The sequence below is a fragment of the [Anoxybacillus] calidus genome, assembly GCF_013760845.1.
Classification (GTDB): Bacteria; Bacillota; Bacilli; order Bacillales; family Anoxybacillaceae; genus Paranoxybacillus; species Paranoxybacillus calidus.
This window is the reverse complement of sequence record NZ_JACDUU010000002.1, coordinates 432,319-445,301: the sequence shown is the minus strand read 5'-3', so window position 1 is coordinate 445,301 and position 12,983 is coordinate 432,319. Positions and strand designations below refer to the sequence as shown.

Genomic DNA, 12,983 nt, shown 5'->3' with positions numbered 1-12,983 from the left:
TTGAATCACAAACAGACTCAAAAAGTTTTTTACTAGTAAAGTCGCCTTGAAAAACGAGTTAGGTCGGGGCTTTAGTCATTTACTGTGTTAGTCAATCCGTCCAATAACAACCTTTTCATTCAGATATTGACAGTCAATAAATATGATGATATGATTACGAACAAAAAACATACTATTCAAGTATGAATTATCTGTTTTATATGTTTTTATGTTAAATTAATCATATAGGAAAAAGAAAAGTAGTTATACAGAACTCCTTCTCCAAGACATCAAGATTTAACGGAATGAAATCAATAGAATAAATCTTTATTACAAGCCAGTAAGCCAATTTAGATAGCTGTTTATGTTCATTTATACATGAATGATGTGCTTTGTAACACGTTCTACGTTCTAAAAAATATAAAATTTGTAATCTCATGATAGAAATAAAGGAACGCTCAGCAACCTTTCCTTTGATAAGCGTCTATTCTTGAAAAAAGCAAGATTAGAAGAATTTTATTTACATAAATAAACCGAAGGAGAAAGTGTATCATGCCATTTAGTTATGTATCCCATTTACACTGTCCGAAGTGTCAAAAAACATATGACACAAATCAAAAGCATCAGCTATGTGAGTGCGGTTCGCCTCTGCTTGTCGCATACAATCTTGACGCATTACATAAAGACCTAACTCCTGAAATGATCGCAAACCGAGAGCCTAACTTATGGCGGTACCACGAATTATTACCCGTAGAAAATCCTGAGCATATCGTTTCTTTAGGAGAAGGCATGACACCGCTTCTTCCTATGCCTCGACTTGGTAAAGACATGGATATCGAGCAGTTATATATGAAGGACGAAGGGGTGATTCCGACAGGAACCTTTAAAGCGAGAGGAGCAGCCGTTGGCATATCAAAAGCAAAAGAACTGGGAGTCAAAAAGTTGGCTATGCCGACGAATGGAAATGCAGGAGCAGCATGGTCCCTTTATGCAGCTAGGGCAGGGATTCAAGCGACTGTTGTCATGCCAGTGGATGCTCCTACGATTACAAGGAACGAATGCGCCATCGCTGGAGCCGATCTTTACTTGGTAAACGGTTTAATCAGCGATGCAGGAGCCATAGTCAGCAAAGCAATCCAGCAGCGAAACTTGTATGACGCCTCTACCCTCAAAGAGCCTTACCGTATTGAAGGCAAGAAAACGATGGGATTGGAGATAGCGGAGCAATTCTCCTGGGAACTCCCTGATGTGATTTTATATCCGACTGGAGGGGGTGTCGGGCTAATAGGGATTTATAAAGCACTGAAAGAATTGCAGGATCTTGGATGGGTGCAAGGAAAGATGCCAAGGCTGGTGGCTGTACAGGCGCAAAACTGTGCTCCAATTGTAAAAGCCTGGGACGAAAAGAAACAGGTATCGGAATTCTGGCCAAATTCTTCGACTGTTGCTTTCGGGATTAATGTGCCGAAAGCTTTGGGGGACTTCCTCGTATTGGATGCTCTGTACAAGACAGATGGATGCGCAATTGCTGTAGAAGACGATGCCATTATGAATGAGCAACGAAACGTTGCTAGTCTCGAGGGGGCTTTTATTTGTCCGGAAGGGGCTGCGGCATTTCTAGCTGCCCGTCGCCTGCGCGAGAGAGGATGGATTCGCAAGGGAGAAAGAGTTGTTGTTCTTAATACAGGAATGGGATTGAAATATACACATACCGTGAGTATCGAAGTGCCAATCCTCCAACCAGGTGATCATTTACCTGAGTCTTAAAAAATGAGAAAGGGTTTCTTACCAAATCAGTCTCAAACTGGTCATAGATACCGTGAAGGAAGTCAGCAAGGGAATCTTCCTTCACGGTGAGCGAGAATTCCAATATAATCTCAAAAAAATCACCACAACTACTTAAAACAATACAACATATAAAGATAAAAGCGAGTATGTCCAGAAAAAGAAACGGTTTAGATAATGAATAATATGATCCCCTTTTAAGTTATGAAATGCATTTTTCAATTAGCTGATTTCAACCTCGAATCTTCATTACTTGTCATAAATTTTCCTAAAATGAAAGTCATGATAGCAGCTAAAAATAGTGCAGCAGCTAAAAAATAAAATCCGGCATGATAATTACCTGTCATGTCTGTTAATACGCCAAAAAATTTTGGTCCGTTATATCCTCCTAGATTACCAATCGCATTCTGCAAACCAAGAGCTGCACCGACAACTCCGGCTGGAATAATAGCTGTTGGGATCGCCCAGAGAGGTCCATATGGAGCATATACACCTATAGCCGTAATGGATAATAAAACCATTTGAAGAACTGGTAACGTTACAAATTGTCCTATAATCATACTAATGGAAGCAATTACTAAAGGAATAGCAACATGTTGAACACGGTTCATTCTCTTATCTGACCAATATGAATTTATTAACATTCCAATCAATGCACAAGTAAAAGGAATTGCTGTTAACCACCCTAACGTAACAGGATCTTTTGTAAATGTTCCAACTACACTTGGTACCCATAAAGTATAACCATAGAATCCGGTCATCCATAGAAAATACATGATAACCAGTCCCCAAACCGTCTTATTCTTAAAAGCAGCCATATATCCCTCTGATTGAACGTTTTTATTTTGTTCTGCTGCTAGTTCCGTTAATAATTTCTCTTTTTCTTCTTGCTTCATCCATCTTGCATCTGAAGGTTTATCTTTTATCATTGCATACCATACAAAAGCCCAGATAATAGGTGGTATACCTTGAATGATAAGAACCATCTTCCAATCGAAAAATTTTAACAAAAATCCAGATAAAGGGGCCATTAACATAGCTGAAACTGGTAAACATGCCATCCAAAAGGCATTGGCGCGTGCACGTTCTTTAATGGTAAACCAATTTGCTAATAATACAAGAACGGCTGGCCAAACTCCTCCTTCAGCTACTCCAAGAGCAAACCTTACAGCTTTCAGTTGTCCCTCTGTCTGAACAAAACCAGCAGCTGTTGCACATATTCCCCATAGCAACATAAGAATAAAAATCGTTTTTTTCGCTGACCATTTAGCAGCAAGTATCCCCCCAGGAATTTGGAAAATTAAATACCCGACAAAGAATATTCCTGCAATATCCCCTGCTGCTGAAGCATTAATCTTTAAATCCTCTTGTATATAAGGCATTAAAATTCCTACATTAATACGATCGATATAAGCCAACATATACATAATAAACGCAACCGGAATAATTCTAAGCCATTTCGATGCCCCCACAAAAATTCCTCCCCTTATAGTATGGTAAAATCCCTTTCCTCCCCTATGAACATCGTTAATTCTCACACTACTAAGAACCCGTTTTTATTAAAACAGTCATTCAGCATTTATACTTTTTGATTTTGGAAATGTTTTGAATACTTTGCCGCTAGCTTAATACATTCTTCCATACTGACACTGCTTGCAATTCCTTTACCCGCAATATCAAAAGCAGTTCCGTGATCGACAGATGTTCGTAAAAATGGAAGACCATTTGTCACCGAAATCGTTCTTTCAAAATCGGTCATTTTGGCTGCAATATGTCCTTGGTCATGATAAAGAGATAATACCGCAGCATATCTGCCGTTCAGTGCATGATGGAATACAGAATCAGCAGGAACAGGTCCAACCGCATCAATCCCTTTTTCAATGGCCGCTTCAATTCCTGGTCTGATTTCATCGATCTCTTCATAACCAAACAAACCATTTTCACCACCATGTGGGTTTAATGCTGCAACTGCGATTTTTCGATTTTCCACTCCAAGTTGTTGTAATGCTTTATCACAACGAATTAAATAATCACATACTCTATCTTTTGTAATCGCAGCGATCGCATCTTTTAAAGATAAATGTCTCGTTAAGAAGAAAATACGCATATTTAACACTTCAAACATGGTTAACGGATCATCTGATTTGGTCAGCTCCGCTAAAATTTCAGTATGCCCGATAAATGGGACCTTTGCTGCTTTTAATGATTCTTTGTTAATTGGGGTTGTTGCTAGAGCAGTGACTTTTCCTTCTAGAGCTAACGCAACTGATTTTTCGATATATTCGTAGGCCGCCTTCCCGCATTGCGCTTGAACCTTACCCATTTCAAGTTGATCGACATCTAGATTGTCTAATGAAATCACATCTATTGTTCCATGTTCGTATATCCCTTCAGATGGATCATTGATTTCGTTCATTTCAAGAAACGTATTTGTAAATTTCATTGCATGTTTTAACACTTCTGAATGACCAATGACAAGTGGTGAACAAACCTCATAGATTTCCGGTTTATCTAATGCTTTTACCGTAATTTCAGGACCTATACCAGCTGGATCTCCCATTGGGATAGCGATGATATTTTTAGCTTGATTTACCATGTAAAACACTCCTTTTGGATTTGGAAATTTTTGTTTGTAAAAATCTCACACTTTTGTAAATAGCTCTTTTATCTCCTATCATACCTCCCTTAGTTACGATGGGAAGCCCATCAAAATATCCACCAATAAAGTGTCCGTACGCTGCTAGTGGAAGAACTTCATCTTCCAGCTCAATTCCGTTTGCACGCCCGACCGCACAAAGAGAGGCTGTTACATCTCCTCCGCTTGAGAAGCATCCGGCAATTGGATATTCAGACTGTTCAATAATTTTCCGGCTTATCACCGCAAGACCATCTGTAATACGCTTGGCTAATGCATCTTCGGTGACATGTTCAATTTCTGACAGCGCTTTCAAGTTAATCAATTTATGACCCGGATGGTATGTAGTAACGATTAAAATGTTTTCTGTTTTTAATGAATCTAACCCTGCATCTACGGCACGGTCTATTTCCTTTTGCCAAGTTTCACTGTAACTAGCGAGTTTTTCAGGATCAACATACACCGGAGTCGCTTTTGTTTTCTCAAATAAATATTGAAGCTGTTGGCCAGTTAGGGAAGTTACACTGCCAACCGTAACTAACAGTTTTGGTTCACTTACCACTTGCTGTAAATATGCTTTTGAATAAAAAGACGTCAACGGACCCGGATCGACAGGAACCATGATTTTATCATGAATGTTCGTCATCGCTACGGCAATGGCTTCAATTTGTTCATCATTTACAGCGTCAAAAACAATAATTCTTTTTCCTCCTTCTAACTTTGTTTTCAATCCTTTTGTTATGGCTTCTATTCCAGATAAAACAATATCTAAGCCAATATGTGTGACAGGATACTGACTTTGCTCTTCAATGATGGCCGGTACAAACGACTTTTTGATTGGTATTACCGGATCCCTTGCTACGTCGGTTTCTTGAACAGGTGTTCCTTCTACTAATAGGTACCCACCGATTATGACTCTTCCCGAATCCGGAAAAGATGGAACCACAACGGCAATGGAATTTTCGCCAAGTTCATTCAACACAGTGTCAATCTCTACCCCTATGTTTCCGCGAATAGTGCTGTCAATTCTTTTGCAAAATACCTTTACCTTCCATCGTTTAAAGCTATCCATAGCTTCTTTCACGCGATTCACAGCAATTTCTTTTTTGGCATATCTGCTGTCTGTATCTATACATATCGCGTCATATTTATCTGATGCTGGTAATGGTACATTGTGTACAACAGTAGCAGTTGTAAAGCCTTGTTTTGCCAGCCTCACACCTGTTGCGTTTGCTCCTGTTAAATCATCTGCGATTACCCCTACTTTCATGATGATTCCCCCTCTCCCAAAAGCAGCACTGTCTGTTCTTCATATTTTTTTCTATCAAGAATATCTAATTTTGCGTCCGTTATAATTCCTTCTAAACTTTTAATTGGACAAACAGACGAAAAAGCTTTTTTATCAAATTTGCTTGAATCTGCAAGCAGCCATGTTGTTTTAGCCGCTTGGATCATGAGTTTCTTAATTAACGCTTTTTCGAAGGTTGGAGCTGTCACGCCTGAATCAATATCAACGGCATGTGCTCCTAAGAAAAAAATGTCCACGTGAATATTTTTCAACATTTCTTGTGTCGGCCAGCCGTATAAAGCCCCCACCCTGTTTTGCAATTCACCTCCTGTCACAATCACTTTCAATTTGCTATCAATTAATTCAGCAGCTATTTTAATATCATTTGTGATAACGGTTAAATCGTCTCTGTCTTTGATTAGCCTGGCAACCTCCATTGTCGTTGTACCTGAGTCTAAAAGAATGCTTGCATTTTCAGGAATGAGGGTAATCGCTTTTTTGGCAATCATCTGTTTCTCTTGGATATTTTTTTCTTTTTTTGATGCGTAAGGAGTTTCCCAAATAAACGATTTTGGCGATACAGCTCCGCCATGAATACGAATGGCTTTTCCGGCTTTCTCAAGCTCAGCTAAATCACGCCGAATGGTCATACTTGAAACATTTAATTGCTTCGAAAGCTCCTCAATATCTACTTTTCCTTTAGTAATTACTTGCTTTTCAATCCATTGACGGCGTTCAAAAAGCAACATCTGTTTCAACCTTTCATTTTTATTTTTGTTCATTTTTAACATCGTTATATGTTCAATATATGTTACCTTTGTTCGTTTTAGTTCATATTTTTTTCCTTTTCTAAACTGGAAAAATGTTTGCGGAGCTGCCTGTATAACCAGCCCTCCTCAAATTTCAAACAAATGGCTTCTAGGATAGGAGTGAAAAGATTGTCCTTTCTTATCCATAAAAAATCCCCTCTCAAGTAGACTCTAAAGAACATCATTATGAAGTGCCCTCTTTTTTCCGGTCTACCTGTAGGGGATCCGATCCTTCTCTTTTCATTTCTATTTTCAAAAATAAGAGTTTTTTTCAATAGGTTTCTGCACAATTCATCCACCACTTACGCTCCGGTTAGAGGTGAATGTCTCTTGGCTAAAATAATAAAATTTCTATTCAATCCAAAAAAAATAATACGAGAAAAAGATACTGCGAACGAAATTTTTCATTTGTAATATAACCGTAATATATTTGTAACCAATTCTTATTCTTTTTGTTATAGATTATCTATTTTTTTTAAATATAATGATTGGTGTTAATAGAAAAATAGAGAGAAATATCCAAAATACACCTGGGGGGCACAACATGAAAAAATCATTTATTCTTACAGGTACAATTATAAGTTCTTTATTAGCAGGCCAAACTGCTTTCGCTAGTAATTATACCGTCCAAAAAGGCGATACGCTTTGGGGAATATCGAAAAAATACAACACGACTGTAGAAACATTAAAACAAATGAATCATTTAACTTCTGATCTGATTTTTCCTGGCCAAATATTAAAAGTTGACGAAAAAAAAGATACATATGTAGTGAAATCTGGTGATACCTTAAGTAAAATTGCAAAGCAATTTAATACGACTGTTGATGCGTTGTTAAAGATGAATCCCGAAATTTCTAATCCAAATTTTATTAAGGTCGGTCAAACCATTTATTTATCTGGATCGGTTACAACTCCTGTTCAAAAGCAAACGACATCTTCGGTTTCAACGGTATCTGCCACTCCTTCCGAAAATAGCACAAAAGCTGTGAATTCTTCTTTGGCTGATCGGATCATTCAAATTGGAGAAAAATATTTAGGTGCTAAATATTTATATGGTGCTAGTCCATCTCGCACAGATGCATTTGATTGCTCATCCTTTACTATGCGGGTATTTAGTGAAGCTGGAATTTCTTTGCCACGCAATTCAGCAGCACAATCACAAGTGGGCACACCGGTTTCTTTCAATCGTCTTCAGAAAGCAGATTTAGTCTTCTTTGATACAGACTTCAATGGAACGATCAATCACGTTGGAATTTATGCGGGGAACGGCCAAATGTTAAATGTTTCAACTTCCAAAGGCGTTTCTTATGCATCAATTGGTTCTTCTTATTGGAAAGAGCGCTTGGTGAAAGCAGTACGTGTCATCAATTAATCTATGAAAAAGCAATGGTTTAAATGAATTTTTTCATTACTCTCTTTTTAAGCCGTAAAAAAGTTTTGTATATTGAATTTCCCCCTCTTTTACCGGCTAACGCCAGTAAAAGAGGGGGATTCTTATTCCCTTCCGTCTTAGTTATTCAAAGGATTCCAAAACTCTGCCTATTTAAGTAAAATAAGTTAACCCTTCAACTTTTTATTAAAAGTCAAAATTATCTGGGTCTGGACCGACTCGATGATTCTGATTCAGGTCATCAATCCGTTTCATATCTTCTTCCGTTAACTCAAAATCAAATACCGATGCGTTTTCAACAATTCGATGTTCTTTTGTCGTTTTTGGAATGGTTACAACACCATTTTGTAAGTCCCAACGTAAAATAACTTGAGCAACCGATTTGTTATACTTCTTTGCGATCTCTTGTAAAACCTCATTATCTAGTAATTGACCTTGCATTAATGGAGACCAAGCTTCAAGCTGAATTCCATGTTCCTTACAAAACGAATGAAGTTCTTTTTGGGTTAAACGTGGATGGTACTCCACTTGGTTCACCATTGGTTTAATTTCTGCGTCTTTCATCAAGTCTTCAAGATGATGGATTTGAAAATTACTTACCCCAATCGCTTTTACTCGTCCTTCTTTATAAAGAGTCTCTAAGGCTCTCCATGCATCTTTATACTTACCTTCGACAGGCCAGTGAATGAGGTATAAATCTAGATACTCTAAACCAAGTTTATTTAAGCTCGTTTCATAGGCTGCGATTGTAGATTCATATCCTAAATCGGTATTCCAAACTTTCGATGTCACAAATAGATCTTCTCTAGAAATACCAGCTTCTTTAATCCCTTCACGAATCCCTTGTCCGACTCCCTTTTCATTTCCATAAATAGCGGCTGTATCAACACTACGATAACCATGTTTAATAGCTGTTTTTACAGCATGAACTAACTCAGGGCCTTCTTCTACTTTAAATACCCCGATACCAAACCAAGGCATTTTTACACCGTTATGTAAAGTTGTTGTATCCTGTAAATTTTTCGCAACCATAAGATTGACCTCCTAATCGTTATGATTTCTGTATAACTGAAAGAGTGTGGTGAAAACCAGCTGGCAAATGTTATTATGGAATATATGAATCATTAAAAAAAGTACGCACTTTAAAGTGCCATAGATACTTAAAAGTTCCATAGATACTTTTTGGTAACTATTGTCTTGTTTCTTTTCGCAAATGCTTAATCATATGCTATTCTTATGATGGAAAAACAAAAAATAGAAAAGGTGTTTTTTATGAAATCATACATCATTGTTGGAGCCGGAATATTAGGAGCATCTACTGCTTATCACTTAGCAAAAGAAGGAGCTGCTGTAACGTTAATAGACAGGGGTGACAAAGGCCAAGCAACGGATGCCGCGGCCGGGATTGTTTGTCCATGGGCTTCCCAGCGCCGCAATAAAATTTGGTATCGCTTAGCGAAAGGAGGAGCGAGATTTTATCCTACTTTAATAGAAGAACTTAAATCCTATGGTGAAACTGAAACAGGATATGAGCGTGTAGGAGCAATCTGTCTTCATACAGATGAAGAGAAGCTTCAAAAGATAGAGGAAAGAGTATTACAACGTCGTGAAGACGCACCAGAAATAGGCGAAATTACCCGACTGTCTCCTGAGGAAACAAAGGCATTATTTCCACCATTGGCAGAGGAATATCGCTCCATTCACGTCAGCGGCGCCGCTCGCGTTAATGGAAGAGCACTTCGCGACTCTTTAGTTAAGGTAGCGCAAAAGCTTGGGGCTACATATATTAGAGGAAACGCAAAACTTATTCACGAAGGTTCTCAAGTAATCGGCGTCGAAGTAGAAGGAAGACAATATGTCGGAGATGCCGTCATTGCAACGGCTGGTGCGTGGTCAAAAGAACTGCTTCTACCGTTAGGCATTGAATTTTTAGTGGTGCCGCAAAGAGCTCAAATCGTTCACCTTGAAAGGCCAGAAGGAGATACAGATAACTGGCCTGTTGTCATGCCGCCAAATAACCAATATCTACTTGCCTTTAAAGATGGCCGGATCGTTGTCGGTGCGACTCATGAAGATGAGGTTGGCTTCGACTACAGAGTAACGGCTGGTGGATTGCATGAAGTATTAGACAAAGCGTTAACCGTAGCACCAGGGCTGACAAATTGTACTCATCTTGAAACAAGAGTTGGTTTTCGTCCATACACACCTGGGTTTCTTCCGGTCTTTGGAGCGATTCCAGGGTTCGAAGGCATCTATGTGGCCAACGGATTAGGTGCATCAGGACTGACAGCTGGTCCTTACTTAGGTTCTGAACTGGCAAAGCTCGTGCTCGGAAAACCAACAGAATTAGACCCTCTTGACTATGATGTCGCTGGTGCCATTAAAAAAATAGAATAAAACACCCGGAGTCAATAAGGAAGCGTGCCGAATCAACCTCTCCCGCCTATATTGCATCATGTAGAGGGGGCTTTTTAGAAAAAGTAGTGAGTTTGAATTTCACACAAACTTACTATAAACTAGTAGAAAACGGAAAGAGAGCCGGATGATTTTTTTGAATGTCCAATGCTCTCTTTTCTAGTATTCTGCCGCTCCCCTGACATACTTTTCGGATGTCACAGGTACTGTCTGCCCAAAAATATCGGATGAAAAGCGAAATCTGTCTCAAGTCCTCAACGAATTTCAGACAGAAGCATTAGTTCGTTAGAGGATAAAGGGATATACGGCTCACCGTTTTTGATTCGTTTTCTTAAACATTCTAGAGTGTAAGTTTGCCATATTTCCAAAGAATCGAGCGGCCAATTCTTCATAAACACGGCATATAAGAAAAACTCTCGCCAACGCAAGAAAATGGGGATTTGTCTAACAATTTCAGATGACAGGTTATGGGGTTTCCTATATCCCTTGAGAAAGGATTGCAGGAAAGAAAAGCCGAAAGAAAGGTCGGAGCCACCGAGCGCAGTGGCTTGCCAAAAAGCATGATAAAGTGCCGCTGCTATATCTTGTGCGTACCAACCATACACGCAGTCATCGAAATCAATAATCCCGATCCCCTCATTGTGTACTAGGACATTCCCTTGATGAAAATCGTTATGAATGAAACCGAATGTGTCAGCTGAACGTGGAAGGTTCTCAATTTGTGCAACCGTTTCAAATAAGCGGACCTTTAATATACAATCTTCATTTTTTTCAAAAAAAGCCATTGTTTCTGAAGCGGAAGTAAGCGGCTCTCCCCAGTAAGGCCGTGCAATTTGACGTTTAGGAACGACGGAGTGAATACGTCCCAATGTTTCACCCCATTTTTCAAACAATTGCGGATTCCATAACTGCGAGTTTGTCACATCCATTGGTCGTCCATGTACTTTGGAAAAAGCTACTGCGTAGAAAGTGTCTTCTCCTAGTGAAATGGTTTCAATACAATTCCCTTTATTTGACTTCCTTGGTGAAGGGACGATTATTCCTGAATCCCGGAGAATACGAAGCCATTCCAGTTCAGCTTCAATCATTGAAACGCTCCTCCGCCTTGCCTCCGCAACCCGAATAAATACCGTTTCCTCTTGATGGGTACAGCGAAACACAATATTTTGGTATCCTTCCGTTACGAGTTGAAAATCGGCAACTTGGTTTCCGTATAATGGCGTAAGCTTAACAACTAACGTGGATTGTCTAAGATTCATTTCAGTCTCCTTTGATGAGGTTAATATTATACGAATGAATCTAACGTTGTATCGTTCTTTGAGGAAGTCTTTCATGAACCTCTCCCACCTACACGTTGTTTAGAGGTGGAAGACTTCTCGGTGAACATGTTAAAATTTCATCTCTTTTTATCTGAGGTCAATAAAGTTTCAATTCTTCTTTAACCACTTTCCTTCGTTAGCTCACCAAGGAAAAGAAGCTGCTTCATACTATTCTCTATTCCGATCTTCCCCCATAGCCAATCAAGAAGCAAGTTTCACCACAGATGATGGAAGTTCATTCGTTCTTCTAACAGGAGTTCAAAAAGTGATTTTTAGTTAAATTTAAAAACACTAATGAAATAAAACTTAATCTAAGTCCTCTACCTTTGCTAACCTTATTTTCATCTCCTTTTTTAACTCCTTCATTATTTGACTAGTTTTGCTTCTACTAAGGCCAATAAGTCCTGTAATTTGATTTCTGCCATTGATGATAGACGGTGTACGTGTCCAGAAAAGTCTAGAAAGCTAGTAACAGGATTCGGTACAATCACACAATGCAGCCCCGCCTTAATGGCTGCGGTGAGACCGTTTTTCGAGTCTTCAAATGCTAAAGCCTCATATACTTCAACTCCTAGGTCCTGTATCGCGCGCAAATAAAGCTCTGGATCGGGTTTTACTCTCTTTACATCATCTGATGTTTTCATAACTTCGAAAAACTCTTTTATTCCAAACTTCCCCAAAAATCCTTCTACCCATCTTCTACTAGAGCTTGACGCAAGGGCAATTTTCAAGCCGCACTCTTTTGCGGTTTGTAAGTAATCCAATACTCCTTCACGAAGCTGCAATTGACTCATTTTTTGTTGATATCGTTCATCCGTTTTTCGTTTAATTTCAGTACGATTTATAGGCTTTCGTGCAATTTGGGCAAGTCGTTCAAACAATACATCGTCCGTTGTTCCGATAGAAATCGCAAAGTCTTCGAGCTTTAAATCACAATCGTACTCGACCATGACTTCTTTAAACACCTCAAACCAAACTGACTCTGTATCGACAATTAATCCATCAAAATCAAAGACAATCGCTTTAATCATTTTCAAATTCCTCCGCTTTATAATATTTACTAAGTATTATCTTACGTTCTTAATAGGGCTTTGCTGTTTCCATCCCGAAAATAAAACAATCGGTAAAGTCCATCACCTGAATTTATGAAATTTAACATTAAGATATTTCAATAAATCATAAAAATAATCCTTTTATTAGATTTATAATTATGACGTTAAATGTTTCTATAAATACAGAAGCACTAAGTTCTTGAATCACCTATATTGCGTTCGGTTTAGGTACAATATATTCCATTGCTTTACGTCTACATGGTGTCGACTGCATTCAGCATGAAAGTCAGAAATGAATGATTAAAGCAACA

Annotated in this window: 10 protein-coding genes; 3 read left to right on the top strand and 7 right to left on the bottom strand. The window is 38.7% G+C overall.

The features are described from left to right. The first annotated feature begins 531 nt into the window (after window positions 1-531). Complete coding sequence (locus HNQ85_RS06455) at window positions 532-1,746, top strand: threonine synthase (protein WP_181536923.1); 1,215 nt, start codon at window positions 532-534, stop codon at window positions 1,744-1,746. A 236-nt stretch (window positions 1,747-1,982) separates the two neighbouring features. On the opposite strand, the gene HNQ85_RS06450 is transcribed toward HNQ85_RS06455, so the two are convergent. From HNQ85_RS06450 to HNQ85_RS06435, 4 genes are all read right to left on the bottom strand, one after another. Beyond that, entirely contained in the window at window positions 1,983-3,236 is a 1,254-nt protein-coding gene (locus tag HNQ85_RS06450; protein WP_181536922.1) for an MFS transporter, read from the bottom strand. A 107-nt stretch (window positions 3,237-3,343) separates the two neighbouring features. Beyond that, on the bottom strand, window positions 3,344-4,360 hold the full coding sequence (gene pdxA, locus HNQ85_RS06445; protein ID WP_181536921.1) for a 4-hydroxythreonine-4-phosphate dehydrogenase PdxA: 1,017 nt from the start codon (window positions 4,358-4,360) through the stop codon (window positions 3,344-3,346). Further along, on the bottom strand, window positions 4,344-5,669 hold the full coding sequence (locus HNQ85_RS06440) for a four-carbon acid sugar kinase family protein (protein ID WP_181536920.1): 1,326 nt from the start codon (window positions 5,667-5,669) through the stop codon (window positions 4,344-4,346). The genes pdxA and HNQ85_RS06440 overlap by 17 nt, the downstream gene beginning before the upstream one ends. Beyond that, window positions 5,666-6,436 carry a DeoR/GlpR family DNA-binding transcription regulator gene (locus HNQ85_RS06435; RefSeq protein ID WP_181537013.1) on the bottom strand — a complete coding sequence of 257 codons (771 nt, stop codon included), beginning with the start codon at window positions 6,434-6,436 and terminating at the stop codon, window positions 5,666-5,668. Before HNQ85_RS06435 ends, HNQ85_RS06440 begins: the two co-directional genes overlap by 4 nt. A 604-nt stretch (window positions 6,437-7,040) precedes the next feature. Here HNQ85_RS06435 and HNQ85_RS06430 point away from each other — a divergent pair. Continuing rightward, window positions 7,041-7,868: a C40 family peptidase gene (locus HNQ85_RS06430; RefSeq protein WP_181536919.1), complete on the top strand. Its 828-nt coding sequence runs from the start codon at window positions 7,041-7,043 to the stop codon at window positions 7,866-7,868. Between the two features lie 204 nt (window positions 7,869-8,072). Here HNQ85_RS06430 and HNQ85_RS06425 read toward each other — a convergent pair whose 3' ends face one another. Next, window positions 8,073-8,918 (bottom strand): aldo/keto reductase, encoded by an 846-nt coding sequence (locus HNQ85_RS06425; RefSeq protein WP_181536918.1) that lies wholly within the window; start codon window positions 8,916-8,918, stop codon window positions 8,073-8,075. Window positions 8,919-9,158: 240 nt separating this feature from the next. On the opposite strand from HNQ85_RS06425, the gene HNQ85_RS06420 reads away from it, so the two are divergent. Further along, window positions 9,159-10,283, top strand: a complete 1,125-nt coding sequence (locus HNQ85_RS06420; RefSeq protein ID WP_181536917.1) for an NAD(P)/FAD-dependent oxidoreductase — start codon at window positions 9,159-9,161, stop codon at window positions 10,281-10,283. Between the two features lie 272 nt (window positions 10,284-10,555). Here HNQ85_RS06420 and HNQ85_RS06415 read toward each other — a convergent pair whose 3' ends face one another. Together HNQ85_RS06415 and HNQ85_RS06410 are read right to left on the bottom strand one after the other, a co-directional pair. Beyond that, the gene (locus HNQ85_RS06415; RefSeq protein WP_181536916.1) at window positions 10,556-11,560 is read right to left on the bottom strand and encodes a phosphotransferase enzyme family protein; all 1,005 of its coding nucleotides are present in this window, start codon (window positions 11,558-11,560) and stop codon (window positions 10,556-10,558) included. A gap of 425 nt (window positions 11,561-11,985) precedes the next feature. Further along, entirely contained in the window at window positions 11,986-12,651 is a 666-nt protein-coding gene (locus tag HNQ85_RS06410) for an HAD family hydrolase (protein ID WP_181536915.1), read from the bottom strand. Window positions 12,652-12,983 lie beyond the last annotated feature (332 nt).

Coding starts and splice junctions, on each gene's coding strand:
- HNQ85_RS06455 (WP_181536923.1), top strand. CDS start 532: ATGCCATTTAGTTATGTATCCCATTTACACTGTCCGAAGTGTCAAAAA.
- pdxA (WP_181536921.1), bottom strand. CDS start 4,360: ATGGTAAATCAAGCTAAAAATATCATCGCTATCCCAATGGGAGATCCA.
- HNQ85_RS06440 (WP_181536920.1), bottom strand. CDS start 5,669: ATGAAAGTAGGGGTAATCGCAGATGATTTAACAGGAGCAAACGCAACA.
- HNQ85_RS06435 (WP_181537013.1), bottom strand. CDS start 6,436: ATGTTGCTTTTTGAACGCCGTCAATGGATTGAAAAGCAAGTAATTACT.
- HNQ85_RS06430 (WP_181536919.1), top strand. CDS start 7,041: ATGAAAAAATCATTTATTCTTACAGGTACAATTATAAGTTCTTTATTA.
- HNQ85_RS06425 (WP_181536918.1), bottom strand. CDS start 8,918: ATGGTTGCGAAAAATTTACAGGATACAACAACTTTACATAACGGTGTA.
- HNQ85_RS06420 (WP_181536917.1), top strand. CDS start 9,159: ATGAAATCATACATCATTGTTGGAGCCGGAATATTAGGAGCATCTACT.
- HNQ85_RS06415 (WP_181536916.1), bottom strand. CDS start 11,560: ATGAATCTTAGACAATCCACGTTAGTTGTTAAGCTTACGCCATTATAC.
- HNQ85_RS06410 (WP_181536915.1), bottom strand. CDS start 12,651: ATGATTAAAGCGATTGTCTTTGATTTTGATGGATTAATTGTCGATACA.